Below are 16,911 nucleotides of genomic sequence, written 5' to 3'. Positions count from 1 at the left end.
GTGTGGCGGCATCGCCCGGTCCGCCGGCCGTCGCGGCGGGTGCGGCGACGGGGAGAGCGAGCGCAGCGCTGGCCGGTACGGGTGACAGGGCGGGCCGGGACGCGAACCACGGGGAGGACTGCGCGTCAACCGCAGGCTCGGGGCTGGTCATGGCGGCGATGCTCCTTTCAACTCTTCTGTTGGGTGCGGATGTTATGGACTGTGGTGCTCTAGGTCGCGGCGGTCGTGGGCCGCAGGGGCGGGCCCGGCGCGCACGAGCCGGGCCGTAGGGCCCGACCGCGCGCGCCGCATTTGGCGTCCTTACGTGCTCCTTGTGCCGCGCTTCGCGGCCCGGACGCGTCGGATCTCGTCGCGGCCGCCGGTCCGGCCTTGCTTCGTCGGGTAGTCCAGCTCGGCGAGGGATGGCCGTTCACCGGGCGGGTTGTCCCAGAAGGCCTCCAGCTGCCGTACGCGGCCCGTCAGGTCCGGCTCCGGTTCCTTGAGCCGTCCGCCCACCCGGACGTACTCGTAGTCGCCGTAGGTGCCGTAGGGCACGCCCTCCAGCAGAGTCTTGGCGTTGGTCTGCTGTTTGTCGGCGTCGGACTTCGCGCGCCGGTGCCGGTCGTACTCGGCCAGCGCCCATTCGATGTCGGCTTGGTCCGCGATGAGCGTGTAGGACTCCGGAGACCGGCTCGCCTTCTCCGCCTCGACCATGTTCCAGCAGTCGATGCGGGCCGGGCAGTACCGTCGGCAGATCGGGTCGTTGGTCGGGCCGGAGCGATCGCGAGGCAGCTCGGTGCCGAGGTCGAGGGCCGTGGCGATCGAGGTCAGCCGGGCCAGCGCCCGGCGGGCCGCGCTCTCGTCGTACCGCCTCGCGAACTCCTCGTCCGCACCGGACTTGCGCTCGAAGTAGATGATCCGCACCTCCCGGACCAGCTCCCCTGCCATGTCCAGGGCGAAGGCGTACAGCTGTGCCTGGTCCCAGACCTCCTCGGCCGGTCCGTTCGATCCGACCTGTTCCCACTGCCAGTCACCGGCGGTCTTGAAGTCGTAGAGGATGCCGGTGATCGGGTCGTACTCGTCGTAGCGGCTAGGCCGGTCGAGACCGGGCAAGGTGACGTGCTGCTCGTACCGTCGCCATGGGTAGAGGGCGTGGCGCCGGGCGGCAACCGAGTCGTGGATCAGGGTTCCGGCGGTCGCCGCACGTCGGTCGGTCGGCGCCGGGGTGTAGCCGGGGGGCGGGTTCTCCCGGTACCAGATCGCCCGGCGGCAGGACGTCGTGTCGGACGCACCGATCGACCAGTGCCCCATCGGGCGGGAGGCGCGGCGTTTGCGGCGGTGCGCGCGGTCGTACTCGGCGAGGTCCTGTCCGAGGCTGCGCCCGGTGCCGGCCTCGGCGCGCTCCAGAAGGACGTCTGCCGGGTCCCGGCGGTACCTGCGGCAATCGGTCGGTGGATGGCCTCCCGAGCGCTTCTTACCCCGGTGCACATGGCGTGGGGCGCCGCAGCGGCAGGGCAGCATACGGGGGCCGATGGCGGCGGCAGCGGCTGCGAGTTCGCGGGCACGCTGGATGAGCAAGGGGTCCAAGGTGATTCCCGAAGGTGGGCAGGCCGGCCAGCCGCGCAAGGGCGACTGGCCAGCCTGCGGTAGGTGGTGGCGCTCAGGCCTGATCGGCGGCGCGGCGACCCCACACGCGGTGGTCGGGGTTCTGGCGAACGAGCATGCCGCCATCGGCGAGGTACTGGGCGGCTTCCTCGTTGTGGTCGCGAAGTGCGGCGACTGCGTGGTCTCGAAGCCCGTCGAGGAGCTGGCTCAGTTCTTCGGGTGTGGCTTCGGTGGTGTTCTTGCCGTTGGATTCGCGCCAGCGCCGGGTGATCTGGGTGACGCTCTTGCCGAGGGCAGCCGCGTAGGCACGCACTTCCCCGCGAAGCTCGTCGAGGGTCGGAGGCTCGGCGGTGTCGTCTTGCGAGGGGCTCGACTTCTGATAGTCATCCGGGCCACTGTCCGCTGTCGTGCTCTCAACGACGGTGCCTCGGATTACCACCGGGCCCGGCTGGGGCACCTCCGAGCGGGCAGCGCGTCGGCGCGCTGCGCCTTCGTCGCGGGCAAGCTCTCGCTGTTCGGCGTCTGCTCGGCCCATCTCGTCGTGCTCGTAGATGCCGGTCAGCTCACGCGGGAACGCGACACGCCATGCCTGAGCCTCCGCCACCTTGCCGATCATGTGGGTGCCCATCACCGGCCAGAGCCCGGAGAGGATCTTGTTGCCGGTCTTCGAGCCATCGCCGGAGTACGGATCCCTGGTCCACTCGTCCTTGGTGACGGCGAACTCCTTGAACAGGGCCACTGCCTGGGAGACCGTCCGGTCGCCCGCGATGCTGTAGTGCTCAATGCGGCACATGGCGGCGGCCGGAGGTCCGTCGCCGAGCCAGACATCAACCCACCGGCGGCGGTTGATACCGTCCTCACCCTCGGTCCACCATTTCGGGTCGTCCTCGGGGCCGGTCCAGAACGGGCCCTGGCGCCGGATGAAGCGCTTGGTGCGCTGGCCGATGTGCCGGAACCCGTCGATGCCGGTCTGGGCGGTATAGAACAGCTCGTCGGGCTTGTTGTACACCTTGCGCTTGCGCGCGATGTAGTAGATCTCGCGGCGGAACGGGTCCAGGCCCGTGCTCTTGCAGATGTGGAAGAACGCGACCTGCTCGTGGGTAGGCGCGTCCTTGAGTCCGATCGACGCGAGGGCCGATCGCTGTGCCTTGGTCCAGAACCGCTGGTCGGAGGTGATCTCCAGGACCTGGTCAGCGGTCTGGATCGCCATCTCGGCACGGTTGTCGTTGAGCGGCGTGATCGGCTCGGGCGCGGCCGGCGCATCCTGCCGTGCGGCAGCAGGCTTGTCCTGCTGGGTAGTTGTCACCGTGAGGTGCCTTCCTTGTCTCCGTGGCGGCACCGGGATTCGCAGGCCCCGGTGTGGCTGCCTGCGTCTACCCTCCCGCTGCCGGAGCGCCCGTGGGAACACCCACCACGTGGCCAAATCGGCTGCGGAGACAGAAGATTAAAGGTGCGGCCGCCGAGCCCGCGGGGTGCGAATCCCGCCCGGTTCCTCGCGCTCCCCTGTTAAGGAGACAGCCCCGAAGGGTTGGTTGCCAGAGCACGAGGTCGGTTGGCCCGGCGGCCACATCTTCACTCTAGGGTACTGCTGGCGCCGGCCGAAGGCCGATTACCACGTGCCCGGGGTGCTCTTGGAGGTGGCGCGCTCCAGCGGACCGGCGCCCACGTGCTGCCACAGGCCGTCGTAGAACGTCTTCGACGCGGTGATGGCAAGTGCGATGGTGGTGAGGGCGGTCTGGGCGTGGGCGATGTCGCCGCGGGCCAGAACGGTGATGACGCCGACGATTCCGGAGGCCACGGCGCCGACGACGGCGCGCACCGGCTTGGTCCAGTGCGGCTGTTGGATGAGCGCGGTGGCCCAGGGGGTGGCGGCGCCGAGCAGCAGGCCCCACGCTTCGGTGTCGTTCAGGAGGTCGTTCACGGTCGTGTCTCCCGGGTGCTGGTGGTGTGCGGGTCGGAGTTGGCGGTCATAGCGGCCAGGTCGCGGCGAGGGCGAGAGCGGCCCCGGCCAGGTAGCGGCTGGTGAACCGGTACCTGGCCAGGAGTCTGGTCCGCGCGGCTACTCGCGGGGCGGCCGTTCGTCCCTTGACAGCGCGGCCGGCAGGCCCGCCAGGGTCAGGCCAGTGACGATCACGCTGGGGTCCGCTGGAGGGGTCCACACCTCCCGGACGATCACGGCCATGCCGAGCAGAAACAGCACCGCGTCCCGGATCGTCGTCATCCCGGTGATCTGACGCCATCTGGTCCTCCGTCGGTGTCGTCGACCAGCGGGGGGCTGCTGGTCGTCCGGGGGCGGTTCCACAGCCGGGGACGGTAGGACGGTGTGGCGCTTACGGTCGCGTCGAGGCGGCCTCGAGCTCGGCGAGTGCGGCTTCGAGCTCGTTGATCCGCTGGTCTTTGGCGGCTTCACGACGGGCCCGCACCGCGATCTCCTCCCGGGCAAGCGCGAGATCAGCCTGCGTCTTGCCCCAGGCTTCGGTCAGTTGAGCACTCAGGCGGGCGATGTATGGCTCGGCGTCGACGGTGATCGGCTCGGTGGCGCGGTCCATCAGCGATGCCTCCTTCACGTTTCGGGGTGTGCGGTGTCGGCGGGGCAGTTCGGCTGGCAGCTGCAGGTCTCCTCCCTGCTGAAGTGGACGGTCAAGGCTCGGGCGGTCGGGAAGGGGGTCGGCTCGTGGCAGTCGGCGGGGCGTCCGGCAAGAGTTTGGGGCTGGTGGAGTGCCCGGGCCCGGTCGGCGGCCGTCCTGGCGCGCGCGGCCTGGTGGCTCCAGTGCCGGGCCCAGGCTTCCGCCCGGGCGGCCGCTTCGCATAGGTGCTGCACGCCGGCGCGCAGCAGCGCGGCCTCCTGGGGGCTGAGGCGTCTGCTCTCGGCGTGCCCGAGCAGGTGGTCCAGCTGGCCTGGGGTGGGCGGTTGGGTCATTGCGGGTCTTCTCCACTGCTCGCTCGGTGGGCTTCGTCGCGCCGGGGCACGGCGGCGTCCCACATGGCGGTGGTGAAGGACTCAGGGAACCCGGTGGGGCCATGAGGTGGCGGCGGGGTGTGGGCCAGGGCGGCCGCCAGCTGCCTGCGGGCCTGCTCGACCATGGCCGTCTTCGCGGCCACGCCTTCGGCGGTGATGCCGTGGTCGGCGCGGATGGCGGCGAGGGCATCCGGCGCCGAGCCGCGTGCCGACGTGGGTTTCCCGTGCGGCTGGCCGGGCCCGACGACGTGGACGCGGGTGCGCTTGGCGTGGTCGATCCGTTCCAGGTGCGCGGCGCGGGCGGTGGCCCGGTCGGGCGCGTTGTGCAGGGTGATGGGGGCTTCGTCGCCGATCGCGAGGCCGTGGACAGCCTCGGTGGACGGGGCGGTCAGGCCTCTGGCCGCAGCCGGATCCTGGCCGCGGTGCTCGATCGGGTCGGGGATGAACGGCTCGTGCAGGACCATGTCGAGAATGGTCGCCAGGCCCTCCTCGGTGGTGTAGTCGATCTCGTACTCGGCTGCTCGCCACTCCAGGGTGGAGGTCGGGAAGAGGGTTACGTGGTAGCCGCCGTCTGGCCGCTTCTGCCGCACCTGCCAGCAGTCCGTCTGTCCGACGCGGGTCCGGCTGGTGTCGGTGATCTCGTAGCGCTCGGGCATATCGCCTCTCTCGTCCGTCAGATGCGGAAGCACCAGAAGCCCACGCTTCCGTCGGGGCTGTTCGAGTCGAGGGCCATGGTGAATCCCGTGCGATTGCTCACGGAGATCATCCAGCGGTGCCAGGCCTGGCTGTCGCGGATGGTGGCGATCGGCACCATGTCCGAGGCCATCGTCGGGCCGTATCCGAGCGACATGCCGTTCCAGTCGTTCATCTGGACGGTGCCGGTGAACAGGCCGTAGTCGGGCTCGGCGTACCAGTAGTTCGTCCAGGTGCCCCGGTACTGCACGGCCGAGCCGGCGATCCAGATCTCGCTGGTGGAGCCGTCGTCGTTGCGCCGGCCGAGAGAGGCCCCCTGCTCGCTGGCGTAGACGTAGCCGTGGAGTTGGCTCTGCGAGAGGTAGACGAGCGAGGCGCCTTCGGCTGCCATTCGCACGGCCCCGCCCCAGGGCTCCTGGGTGTCGGTGCGGATGGTTTCCAGGGTCGACACGTAGTCGGTCAGGTACAGGCGGAAGGCTGAGTCCTGGTCGCGCAGCCTGAAGGTACCGCTGTTCAGGCCGATGTAGGCGCCTCCGGAGCCGCCGCCGACCGCGTTGATGAACGCGTAGTTGCTGCCATTGGTGGGGAAGAATCGGATCTCCGGCAAGCCGGTACCCCCGGGGTTGATCTCGATGCGTTGCCCGCTGACCCCGCTGGCCAGGCCACCGACGATCTCCACGGTGCCGTCGCCCGCGGCGACGGACACGGTCTGGACCCCATCGGCGTTCCATGCCCCGATGCCGCCCGAGTTGAGTTCGACCCTGGCACCGGAGTCGGCCGTCTTGATGCGGGCGGAGACCGTGAGATCGGCCTTGAGCTGCCCGACCGTCAGCTTGCTCGCGGAGACGGTGCCGATGTGCGCGTCCTGGATGGTCGCCAGCGCGATCTTTGCGCCGACGATCGTGGCGTCGGCGATCTGCACGGATCCGACGATGTTCGCCGGGAACTCCAGTGCCTCCAGAGTGAACATGTCGATCTCGGTGACGGCGGCGGCTCCGCCGTCCACGTTGAGCAGCAGGTGCGGGCGGACGGACCGCACGTTGGGGTGGAGGCTGCTGGGCTTCTGCGGGTCGGGCTGGGGGGTCCAGAACGGGCCTGCGACGGGGCCGTAGCCCTTGAGGAACCCGGTCAGGGTCACCCAACCGCCGCCGGAGGACAGAGGGGCGGCGTTGGCGGCGACGGCGAACGGCACGTCGACCGTGTTGGCGCCCGCGGTGTTGATCCGTGTCAGGCCGTCGGCAGCGATCCCGGTGAGGCCGGCCGTGATCTTGCAGGCGGTGCCGGCGGTCTGCCGCACGCGGACCGACATGCGGTAGAGCACGGCCGGGTCAAGGAGCAGGTTCTCGGACCACTCCAGCCGCAGCATCTTGGACGCGACCAGCGCGCGGGCGCCGGTGGGGGCATCCGGCCGGGCGGCGGTGGCCCAGGTGGCGCTGGCGTCGCCGGAGGTCTTAACCCATCGCGGGTCGTCGGACGCGAAGCCGGTGAAGAACGAGGTCTGGAGGCTGGCACGCTCGACGTCGGCCCACTTGCCCGCGGTGAGGATCTTGTCCGCGAGGTCGGAGCCGATCACCATGTCCGGGATCGCAGAGGCCTCGGCGGACGGCGCAGACGTGTTGCCCGCGCGGTCCACAGCCCGGTACTTGAGGTAGTAGGTGGTGCCGTAGGCGAGGCCGGTGATCGGGGCGGCGGCCGCACCGGTAAGCCGGTCCACCACGGTCGCCGCGGTGGGGGTGAAGCCGGCGGCGGTGGAGATGTGGACCTCGAGGGCCGCGAAGTCGGCGGGCATCTGCTCGCCCTGCGCGCCGAGGCCGTCCCAGCTCGCGCGGATCCCGCCGATCAGCCTGGCCAGGACTGGCTTGGACGGGGCAGGCGGCGGCGTGGTGTCGGTGGCGAGGATGATCTCCTCGGACTCCTGCCAGCCTGAGGAGTTCCCAGAGGCGTCCACGGTGCGCACCCGGGCCCGGACGCGCTGACCGGCGGGCAGCTGGTCGTAGTGGGCGACGGTGCCGTGGACGGCCTGCTCCGGGGACCACTCGGCAACGCGGCCGCCGATCGGCAGGCCGGGCAGCAGGTAGGAGACGTAGTAGACCCCGGCGTCGTCGTACACGGTGCCGTCGGCGTTCTCGGTGACCTTGGGCCAGGAGACGGCCAGGGCCGCCTGCTGCTGCCCTTCTGCGTCCAGGTAGGCCCAGGAGCCGAGCAGGACGGCGGCCGGGGCCTTCGGGGCCACGGTGTCGTTGCGGTCGCCGAGTGGAGGCAGTGGGGTGCGGGAGGCCGAGGCGGCTCCGTTGGTGAGGGCATCAAGGCTGCGCTGGATGCGGATGCGCTGTTCCACGAAGACGTCGTTCAGCTCCAGGGAGCTGCTGGGCTGACCGCCTTGGTCGTAGGTGGTGGCGATGGTGCGGACCCGCAGGGGCTCCAGAGTGGCGGGGTCGGTACGCCGCTGGTCGTACCGGACGTAGTCGCCCGGCTGGTAGTCGATACCGGGCCGGTGCTCGGTGACGGCCGGATCCAATTCGATGGTGAAGCCCTCAGCGGCCGTGGTGAGACCGCCGAGGGTGACGCGCGCGAGTTCGGCCAGGGTCGCGGCGTCGGTGATGCCGCCACGCCCGTCGAACGCCTCTCGGCGGCCGTAGCGGGCGGCGGCGGTCCCATCGACCACCTCGGCCAGCGTGCCGCCGTCTCCGGCCGCCAGGAGGTGGGAGCGCACGGAGCGGCGGGAGCGCTGGCGCGGGCCCTTGAGGACGTCCCGGCCCAGGTAGAGCACGATGCCGGGGTGGTCGATGGCGCAGGCGGTGTCGGGCACGTAGGCGCGTACCCGGTAGCCCTCCATCCGCACGTCGGCCCAGCCGGCGCCGGTGATGGCCTGCACGGTCTTGAGCAGGTCTCCGCCGGCGTCGTATTGCGCGGTGTAGGTGGTGGGCCAGGGCTGGCCGGCGCTGTCGGCGGCCGAGGTGAAGTCCCAGGTGACTTCGGGCAGCGCACCGCGGTCCTGGGCGCGCTGCAGGAGGGTGGCGAGGATCGCGCCGGGGCTGGCGTTGACGAACGGGAAGTGCGGGTCGAGGCCAAGAACCGACGCGCCAGGGGTGTGCCCGGCCGGGTAGATCAGAGCGCGTTCCAGTAGCGCGAGGGCGCCGCGGCAACCCACCTGGATGGGCCGGGCTTCGCCTCCGCCGTCGGCCGGGTCGTCGCCGTCGTCCTCCAGCAGGTACCGTTCCGGCCGCTCGGTGCCATCGATGACGAGAGCGATCCGCGGGTCGTCGCCCGCGAGCAGCGGCGCGCCGGGGGCGTTGCGAGTGTAGGAGAAGGCGAGGCTGCCCGGCCCGTTGTGCTCGGACTGCACCTTGAGGTCGCTCGGGTAGGGCAGCAGCCCGAGCAGGGGCCCGCTCGGGCTGTAGACGCGCAGGTGGACGGCCACGGTGGTTGCTCCGGTCTCAGGTCAGGTAGGTGCGGCGGCCGGTGACGGCCAGCTGCGTGCCGGCTCCGGCGTTGGTTCCGGACAGGCGCACGCTCGGGAAGCGGCCAGGCCGCCCGGGGGCCAGACGCAGAAACGCGGGCCCCGTGTTGGTGAGCCGGGCCGGGTCGGGGACCAGGCCTGCGGTGCCGGTCAGCTGCCAGGTGGCGGAGTCCACGGTGAGGGACTGGCCGGCGCCGATCTGCCCGGTGTAGGTGAAGGAGTCACCGTCGCGGCCGGGGCCGTCGGTGGTGTCGGTGACGGTCGGCGCGGTGATCGGCCCCGTGATGCGGTAGGCGAGCTGTTCCATGGGAGCGGTGGCGTCGGCGAACGGCTCCAGGTCGAGGTTCTGCGGCAGAGGGGCGCCGGGGGCCATGGCCGCTGCCGCGACGTCGGTGGACTCCCAGTAGCCGGCGGGCACGTTCACCTCCACACCGAGCCGCATGCCGCCTTGACCGAGCGGGGTGGGCGCCAGCGCGGACAGCACCTCGCCCTGGCAGCGGCGGATCTGCCCGGCGGCGGTGTGCCGCTCGAACGCGAGCAGCCGGTTCGGCCGTGCGAGGGCGCGCAGCAGGTCCTCCCAGGCCCGTTCGACCTCGGCCCAGCCGCCGGCCTGCGGGGCCAGCCACAGGGCCAGGGTGAACTTGCCGGGGCCGTGGTGCTTGGGCCGCCACAGCTCCCCGATCCGGTTGGGTACGGCGGCGTTGGAGCCGACGACAGCGGGGGTCGTGGTCAGCCCTGTGCGGTACTCCACGTCCCGCACCAGGCCGTCGGTGAGTTCGTAGCCGTCCACCAGCCAGCGCTCGCGGGCCATCAGGCGCTCTCCTTGTCGAACAGGCCGAAGCTGGCGAGGGCCCGCAGGCGGTTGTTGACCGTCTGCCCGGGCGTCTCCGGCAGCGGGTTGGTGATGTACTGCACGATCGCGCCGGGCGAGATGACGGTGCCGATCCGGTCGCCCTGGCCGCCGTCGGCGAGCTGCCCGCGGGCGGCGTTGATCGCGCCCACCGCCGAGCTGCCGCCGAGGCCCCGTACGGCCTGCGGGGTGAGGACGCCTTCCCCGGGGGACAGCCGGGCCAGGGCGGAGTCCTGACCGGGGGCGTAGCCGGGGACGACACCCCCGGTGGCGTAGCCGCGCACGAAGGACAGCACCCCGTCTACGGCCCGGTTGACCATACCGCGCAGCATGTCGCCCCACCGGTTGTCCGGCATCCAGTTGAACCAGGACCGCACCGGGTTGAGCGCCTTGGCGAGTGCGCCGGCGGCCCAGCCGCGTAGCCGGTCAAGGCCTGCGTCTACGAGGCCGCCGAGGAAGTAGCCCTCGACGGGCGCGCCGGCTTGCGCCAGCCGTCCGGCGCGGGCGGCGTCGTTGAGGGCGGTGATGCCGCCTTCGCCGCCGAGCTGACGCACGGCCTGGGGGATCAGCACGCCTTCGCCGGGCGAGAGCATCGCCGGTACGGTGTCGCGGCCCGGGGCGTAGCCTGGCACCACACCGCCTCGGGCGAACCCGACGGTGAAGCTGGGCAGTTTGCCGAGGCCGAAGCTGTCCGCGATCCAGTTCCACAGCTTGCGGATCCCGCCGTCGTAGACGACGTTGACCCAGAAGCGGATCGGCGTCGCGAAGATCGTCATCAGCGTGGGCCAGATCGCCTTCACGAATCCGACCAGGCTGTCCACAGCGAACCGGATGCCGTCGGCGAGGCCGCTGATGGCGCCGTTGACGACGCTTCGAAACCACTCCGACTTCTGGTAGGCCGTCACGAAGGCCAGGACCAGGGCGGCGACGGCGGTGACGATCAGCATCACGGGGTTGGCCGACAGCGCGAGCATGGCGACGCGGACGGCGGCGATGGCGTTCGAGACAGCCATGATCCCGGCAGCGACGCCGGCCATCGTGAGCAGCGCGGACACGAACGCACCCATGCCGGGGATCGACAGCAGAACCTGGACGGCGGTCGCGACGGCCTGGATGACGAACAGGAAGCCGGACAAGGTGTTGCCCAGACCCCCCAGTTCGGCGGCGATGTTCGCCACCGAGGTGACGAGGCTGAGGAGTTGGCCCCACAGCTGGCCGTTGCCGAGCGCCCCGGCGAGCTGTACGACCGCGGGCAGGAACTCGGTGCGCAGCCGGGCGATCAGCGGCGCCAGGCTGGGGTTGTTCGTGAAGTTGAACCAGGCGACGCCGACGGCTACGACCAGTCGGCCGAGCTCCTGGACGACCGGGACGGTGTTGGCGAAGTACCCGCGCAGCTTGTCCTGCGCCGAGACCTCGCCGCTCAGCTGCCGGGCGGCGGCAACTGCACCGGCCAGCGAGTCGAGGAGGACCCTTCCGGCGGGTGCCGCCGCCTGCCCGACGTTGAACAGGACGACCGCGCCGTCGCGCAGGATCGCCCACAACTGTGCGCCGGTGTCCCCGGCCTGCACGAAGAAGGCAGCCAGTTGGCCACCATCGCGCCGCGCCTGGATGAACGCGCCAGCGATCGCGACGCCGCGCTCGATACCGTCGGCCAGCCGCAGTACGAGCGGCCCCGCCGCGACGGTGATGTTGCGGAAGATGTCGGCGACGCCGAGACCTGCATTGCCCAGGCGGCCCAGGACCTGGGCGTTGGTGGTCCCGATCTGGGCGAGGTCCGCCCTCCACGGGCCGGAGGTGGCCATCTCCGCGCCTCGGATGGCGACCTGGCCGATCACCTGCCCGGTCTGGGCCAGCGCGCTGTCGAAGATCGGCAGCAGCTGCAGGCCGCGGGTGATGGCGGTCTCCAGCGGCGGCAGGAGAGCCTCCTGGGCGGTGTCGCGCAGCCCGCGCAGGGCTGGCTGGACGGTGCCCTGGATGAAGCGGGCGAAGCGCTGTCCGGCCGGGGACAGTTTGTCGAGCGTGGCGGCGACCGCGTTGGCCGCCACGCTGCCGCCGGCCAGAGCCTGTGTCTGGTCCCGCAGCGCCCGGGCGACGTCCCGCTGCGCGTCCGCTATCTGCTCGGCGGAACGTTTCTGCTGGCGCTCCGTATCGCGGACGGTGCGGTCGAGATCGGTGTGGGCGTCCTGGACTTCCCGGACGGCCTCCACCCGGGCGCGGGCCGCCTGCTGCTCCGCGTCCTGGGAACCCCGGACGGCGTCCTGCTCCGCCTCCTGGGCGCGGGTCAGCTCCTGCTTGGCGGCAGTGACCTGGTCGCTGCCCTCGATCCCGTCCTGGTTCGCCTTCTTGACGTCCTCCGCGAGCCTCCGGTTGCGGACCCGGACGTCTTCGAGCTGGTTGGTGGCCTCTTGGAAGGCGATCTGCGCCTCGCGCCGGTCGGTCTCCGACGCGAAGGGCGAGGTGTTGACCTCGTTGAGGCGTGAGCGGGCCTGCTCCAGGCTGAGGAGCGCCTTCTGCTCCTCCAGCGGACCGCGGGCGGCGTCCCGGGTCAGGTCCTCCAGCGAACGCTGGGCTTCGCGGCGTGCGTCGTTCAGCGCCTCCTGCGCGCGGGTAGCAGCCTGGTGGGCGCGGGTGACCGTCAGCTCTGCCGCCGCCAACTGCCGGTCGGCGGCGGCAACGGAGGCGGCGGCCTCCTCCTGGACGTCCGCGAGACGGCGGCGGGCCTGCGCGACCTGCTCGGCCCCGCGAAGGGACTGCTCGTCGGTGTCGCGTTGCGCCGCGCCGAGGCGGCGTTGGGCGTCCGCGACGCGGTCGGCGGCGGCCTGCCGGGCCTGTGCGGCGGCGTTGGACGCCCCTGCGGACTGGGTGTCCGCCTGCCCGAGGGCCTTCACGGCGGCGCCGATGCCGCTGAACGCGGCCAGGATGGTGCCGCCCCCCTGGGCGGCGGCGCTCATCGCCCCGGGCAGCGCGCCGAGCAGTCCGACCGCGGGGGCGGCGGCCGCGCCCATGGCGAACAGGCCGCCGGCGGCCTGGGTGAGAGCCTGGCCCAGCGCGAGCGCGCCGGAGGCCATCGCGGGCAGGCGCATCAGCCCGGCGATGGTTGAGCCCAGCCCCCCGGCAGCTTGGGCGAGTCCTCCGCCCGCGCCACTGCCGCTGACGTTGAGCGGGATGTCCAGCGGGCGGCCGGCCAGCGTGCGGAACGCCGCAACGCGCGTGGCTGCGGCGGCCGTGTCGACGTCCACCCGGACGGTGACGGACAGGCCGGCCAGTGCAGCCCGCACCCGGGAGCGCAGCCCGGCCGTGTCGACGTCCAGGTCGATCTTGACCGTGCTCGCGGCGGCCTTGGCGGCGGCCTGGACGCGCTGCCGCAGGTTGCCCGTGTCAAACGCGACGCCGACACGCACGTACGCCGCGCGGGCCGTCGCAGCGCGGATTCGCTCGGCCAGGCCGGAGGTGTCGACGTCGACCGCAACTCGGATACGGGTGCGTGCCGCTTGGGCGGCGGCTTGCACCCGCTGGCGCAGCCCCGTGCTGTCGGGATCCAGGGGCACCCGCGCCCGAAGGTTGCGTGTCGCCGCCTCGACGGCGGGGCGGGCTCGGCGCCGGAGGTCGTCGGCGTCCGGCCTCAAGCCGATGAGGATGGTGGTGGCAGCGGCCTTGGCTGCCTGCTCCACCTGCGCGCGCAGGTCACCCGCCTCGGCTTCCAACGGCAGTCGGATGCTGGTGCGGGCTTCGCTCGCGGCTGCCTCGACGCGCTGGCGCAGCCCGGCAGCCTCAACCTCCAGCCGTACCGGCGCGGCGCCGGCAGCGGATATCGTGCTCGGGACCGCGGTTTCGGCTGCAGGGGTGACGGACGCGCCCCCACCGGCCGCCTGGCCTACCGCGACCAGCGGAACCTCGACCGGCTGCGCGACACGCTCGCGCCACTGCGCTGCGGCGGCCGACGCGGCGGCGGTGTTGAGCGCGAGGCTCGCGTCCACCCGTGTGGCGGCTGCTCGGGCGGCGGCCTGTGCGCGCCTGCGCAGGTCGCCGCCATCCAGCGTGATGCCGACGATCACCCGAGCGGCGGCCGCGCGGGAGGCAGCCTCGACCCGTTGCCGCAGGCCGCGCGTGTCCGGCTCCAGCCGCACCTGCGCCCGTAGGTTCCGCGTCGCCGCCTCGACCTTGGCGCGGGTCTCCTGCGCGAACCCGGCCAGATCGGTGGCGACCTTGAACACCAGGCGGCCGGAGTCGACCTCATCCGCCACCGCGGGCCGCCCTCCTGGTAGTGCCTCGCAGGACGGCGACCGCGCGGGCCATACCGTCCTCGTTGCTGTGGCCGGCCCGCATATGGGCCGGACGGGGCAGCTCGATCGGCTGCCGCAGGCGGCGCTCCGCCGCCATCACCGAGATCAGCTCAACGGCCTGCGCGAGGAGTTCCTGGGTCAGGCCCCACCGGTCGGAGCCGGCTTCCCCTCCGTCACGGCGCAGCAGCGCCTCCGCAGGCAGCCCCCGCATCAGGGTCAGGAGGCGGCGGGTGCCGAGGAATCCAGGGTCACCGGGCCGTCGCCAGACGCCTCGGGCGTCGAGGTGGTAATACCGCTGGAGGTCGGCCTCGAGGTCGTCCCACCGCTCGTAGGCGTCTCGGACGGCCCGATGAGTTCCCCCAGGCCCGCACCTCCGCCCATGTACTTCGACCAGGCGTAGCGCACCAGCTCCAGCACGTCGGAGTGGCTGGGCCGTTCGGCCATCAGCCGGGTGTAGCCGTCCTCACCCAGCAGCCGGCGGCCCATCTCGCCGGCGGCGGCGATCAGGTCGGAGGGAAGGCCCGGCTCGGAGCCGAGGACGTCCACGATCAGGCCGGCGGCTTCCGCCTGCTGCTCCCCCTGCGACTGCGCGGCCTCCACCAGCTTGCGCAGCAGCAGCGGCAGGTAGGGGATGCCCACGAGCGGCTGCCATACCTCCAGCGGCAGTTCGGCGGGCAGGCTCGCCACCGTACTGCCGCCGAGGGTGACCGGCTCCTCCCCGACGGTGTACTCGGCCTTCGCGACGCGCGCCTTGTCGGCGGCGGCGGCCAGACGGCGCTTGCGCGCGGCGTCCAGATCGATCCCGGGCATTCGGGGCTCCTCGGTCTGTCGGGCGAGTGATCGCCCAGACGCTAGGAGCGGCCCGGGGTTAGCGTCGCGCCGAGGAGAGAGTCTGGGTGGCGCGAAGTCAGTCGCTTTCCGGACGTGGGGGTGCCAGTCGTTGTAGGTTCTCCCTGTCGCCTCACGCGATGCTCTCCCCCGCTCCCGTTGTTCCGGCCTGGGTCACCCGGCCTGGGTCAGTCGAGAGGGAGGAAGCTCGATGGGTGACACTCGACCGAACCGGCAGGTGCGGCTTGCGCGGTGGCTTCGGCGCAACGCCGGGATCATCGCGGCCTTGGCTGCGGTAGCCGGCGTGGTCGTTGCGGCAGTGAAGTAGCTGCCGGGGCTGGGCCTCGCAAGAGGACACCCCACCGTGGAGGAAGTCCTGCGGCGGGGGGATTCCCCAACCAGCCCATCACGGAAACCCCCGACCACTCGTAATGGCCGGGGGCTTTTCCGTCTCCGATGCGCACCTTCAGCGGGGTGCGCACCCGACATCTGCACGGTACCGCTATGGGAAATAATTTACAGCGCGGTGACCGAAGATCACGGGTGCATGGCCGGCCGCCATGAGACTGGCGAACCCATCCGTCAACAGCAGCGACCACCGCGGTACCGGCCCGGCGGTGAGCACAGCGAAGCCCCGGCCAGGGGGCTGAACCGGGGCTTCGCGGGATGCGGCCCGGCCCTCCCCGGGGGGGTAGGGACGGCCGGGCCGACGCGAACCACAGTAGGCGCCGGGGGCCCGTATGGGCACAGCGGCAAGAACGCCAACTTCTGTGCTGGGACAGCAGGTCAGGCCGCCGGGGCGAAGCCCGGGTCGTCCGTGAGGTCGTACCAAGGGTCGCCGACCGCGCCGCCGATGACCTTGAGCTCCAACGGCAGCGTGGACTCCGCGTCGTTGGGGAACTTCTGGTTCACCGAGGCGACCTGCTCGCACAGCGGGATCAGCCGGCGGTAGTGCTTGGCTCCGTCGATCAGCTCGACCAGAGCCGCGAACGTCGTGCGGCCGCCGACCTTCGGCGGCGAGTAGCGGTAGAAGGTCTTCCCGCCCACCGTGTTGCTGGTGACCTCGCCACCGCCGTACACCGCGACGATGTTGGTGGCGTTCCACTCCTGCAGCTCCACCTTGGCCGTCGCCGCGTCCTCGGTCTGGATGGTGCGCGCCGTGTATCGCAGTTGGTGGGACTTGATGTCCTCGAACTTCGGGTCGGTGTTCCACTCCAGCGACCCGGGCTTGAACAGGCCCACGTCCTTCCAGGCGGCCGCCAGGGGTACGACCGGGTCGGCGGGCGCGACGGTACCCGGCACCGCCAGGTACAGCCGCGCCATCTGGGCGACGAACATGCTCTCCGTGGCCACGGTGATCTCTCCTTGGGCGGGCCGGTAGTGGTGCCCGGACCGTAGGCCGGGCCCGGCCGTAGCGTCGCGCCGTCCCGGCCAGGTGAGTCCTCGCGCGCGTGGGGCTGTCGCGGAACTCGCGAAATCCCTGCGGCTCAGCCGGCCGCAGGGTGGGCTGTCAGCGCCACCACTCCGACATACCGCCCCTGCCCGGTCGGCTCGGGAAGCCAGCCGCCTGTGGGCGCCTGCACGGCGGTCACGACGGGCTGCCCCGGCAGCGCCGGCCGGGCGGGCAACTCGTGCAGGGCCTTCACCGCGGTGGCGAACGCCAGGCGCAGCGTCGGCCGGGCAACGGAGCGGTCGAGATCGCCGAGGGCCTCCACCTGGATGTGGAAGGTGCCGAGCCAGCGCCAGCCGGGCGCGGACCCGCCAGGTACCTGGGTGATGCGGATCCGCGGGTAGGGCGGGGCGTTGCGCGCCCCGACCCGACCGGGGCCGCCCAACACGCCCGTCAGCTCGGTGTGATTGGACAGCCAGTCCACCGCGAGCAGTTCGGCGTCGAGGGAGGCGAGATCAGGCACCCGTCTTGCCCTCGGCCTTGTCCGCCGGGGGCTTCGCCGCGAGCTGCTTGCGGGCGGGCTCGGGCGTGAGGGCCTTTGCGACGGCCTCCTGGTCGGACGGGTCGACGCCGGCCGCGTACCCCGAGGCGATGAGCTGCCTGGCCTCCTGGTGCGCGACCTCGATCTCGTCGCCGGGCGCCAGCTCCACGCCGTCGCGGTTCAGGTGGTGGGCCAGGGTGATCCGGACGTTCTCAGCCATGTCGGCTCCTTCGGACGGGGTTGGGTGACCGGGCGAAGGAAAGCAAGTCGACCCGGCTACCGTCCCGCCGTGCCGGATGCGGCAGCGGGCCCCAGCCGCATCC

15 protein-coding genes are annotated in these 16,911 nt (G+C 71.9%); all 15 read right to left on the bottom strand.

Annotation, left to right across the window (positions count from 1 at the left end; all coding sequences use genetic code 11):
* Positions 1-300: 300 nt before the first annotated feature.
* The 15 genes from OH807_RS30735 to OH807_RS30665 all read right to left on the bottom strand — a co-directional run bounded on the left by OH807_RS30735 (position 301) and on the right by OH807_RS30665 (position 16,808).
* Positions 301-1,557, bottom strand: coding sequence for a hypothetical protein (locus OH807_RS30735; RefSeq protein ID WP_406205339.1), 1,257 nt, complete (start codon positions 1,555-1,557; stop codon positions 301-303).
* Positions 1,558-1,639: 82 nt separating this feature from the next.
* Entirely contained in the window at positions 1,640-2,890 is a 1,251-nt protein-coding gene (locus tag OH807_RS30730) for a recombinase RecT (protein WP_406205336.1), read from the bottom strand.
* A 303-nt stretch (positions 2,891-3,193) separates the two neighbouring features.
* Positions 3,194-3,505, bottom strand: coding sequence for a hypothetical protein (locus tag OH807_RS30725; protein ID WP_406205334.1), 312 nt, complete (start codon positions 3,503-3,505; stop codon positions 3,194-3,196).
* Positions 3,506-3,643: 138 nt separating this feature from the next.
* The gene (locus OH807_RS30720) at positions 3,644-3,805 is read right to left on the bottom strand and encodes a hypothetical protein (RefSeq protein WP_406205331.1); all 162 of its coding nucleotides are present in this window, start codon (positions 3,803-3,805) and stop codon (positions 3,644-3,646) included.
* 109 nt (positions 3,806-3,914) lie between these two features.
* A complete protein-coding gene (locus OH807_RS30715; protein ID WP_406205328.1) occupies positions 3,915-4,133 on the bottom strand; it encodes a hypothetical protein in 219 nt (72 codons plus the stop codon).
* 14 nt (positions 4,134-4,147) lie between these two features.
* Positions 4,148-4,504: a hypothetical protein gene (locus tag OH807_RS30710; protein ID WP_406205326.1), complete on the bottom strand. Its 357-nt coding sequence runs from the start codon at positions 4,502-4,504 to the stop codon at positions 4,148-4,150.
* Positions 4,501-5,199 carry a hypothetical protein gene (locus OH807_RS30705; protein ID WP_406205323.1) on the bottom strand — a complete coding sequence of 233 codons (699 nt, stop codon included), beginning with the start codon at positions 5,197-5,199 and terminating at the stop codon, positions 4,501-4,503. The genes OH807_RS30710 and OH807_RS30705 overlap by 4 nt, the downstream gene beginning before the upstream one ends.
* 17 nt (positions 5,200-5,216) lie before the next feature.
* A complete protein-coding gene (locus tag OH807_RS30700) occupies positions 5,217-8,657 on the bottom strand; it encodes a hypothetical protein (RefSeq protein WP_406205320.1) in 3,441 nt (1,146 codons plus the stop codon).
* Positions 8,658-8,673: 16 nt separating this feature from the next.
* Complete coding sequence (locus tag OH807_RS30695) at positions 8,674-9,507, bottom strand: hypothetical protein (RefSeq protein WP_406205317.1); 834 nt, start codon at positions 9,505-9,507, stop codon at positions 8,674-8,676.
* Positions 9,507-13,790, bottom strand: a complete 4,284-nt coding sequence (locus OH807_RS30690) for a hypothetical protein (protein ID WP_406205314.1) — start codon at positions 13,788-13,790, stop codon at positions 9,507-9,509. Before OH807_RS30690 ends, OH807_RS30695 begins: the two co-directional genes overlap by 1 nt.
* Positions 13,780-14,040: a hypothetical protein gene (locus tag OH807_RS30685; RefSeq protein WP_406205311.1), complete on the bottom strand. Its 261-nt coding sequence runs from the start codon at positions 14,038-14,040 to the stop codon at positions 13,780-13,782. The genes OH807_RS30690 and OH807_RS30685 overlap by 11 nt, the downstream gene beginning before the upstream one ends.
* Before the next feature lie 5 nt (positions 14,041-14,045).
* Positions 14,046-14,639, bottom strand: coding sequence for a hypothetical protein (locus OH807_RS30680; protein WP_406205308.1), 594 nt, complete (start codon positions 14,637-14,639; stop codon positions 14,046-14,048).
* An 804-nt stretch (positions 14,640-15,443) separates the two neighbouring features.
* Entirely contained in the window at positions 15,444-16,010 is a 567-nt protein-coding gene (locus OH807_RS30675) for a hypothetical protein (RefSeq protein WP_406205305.1), read from the bottom strand.
* A 134-nt stretch (positions 16,011-16,144) separates the two neighbouring features.
* Positions 16,145-16,570, bottom strand: a complete 426-nt coding sequence (locus tag OH807_RS30670; RefSeq protein WP_406205303.1) for a hypothetical protein — start codon at positions 16,568-16,570, stop codon at positions 16,145-16,147.
* On the bottom strand, positions 16,563-16,808 hold the full coding sequence (locus OH807_RS30665; protein WP_406205300.1) for a hypothetical protein: 246 nt from the start codon (positions 16,806-16,808) through the stop codon (positions 16,563-16,565). The genes OH807_RS30670 and OH807_RS30665 overlap by 8 nt, the downstream gene beginning before the upstream one ends.
* Between the last annotated feature and the right edge of the window lie 103 nt (positions 16,809-16,911).

The sequence above is a fragment of the Kitasatospora sp. NBC_01560 genome, assembly GCF_045208415.1.
Lineage (GTDB): Bacteria > Actinomycetota > Actinomycetes > Streptomycetales > Streptomycetaceae > Kitasatospora.
The sequence above is the reverse complement of the archived record's forward strand: the minus strand, read 5'-3'. Positions and strand labels throughout refer to the sequence as shown.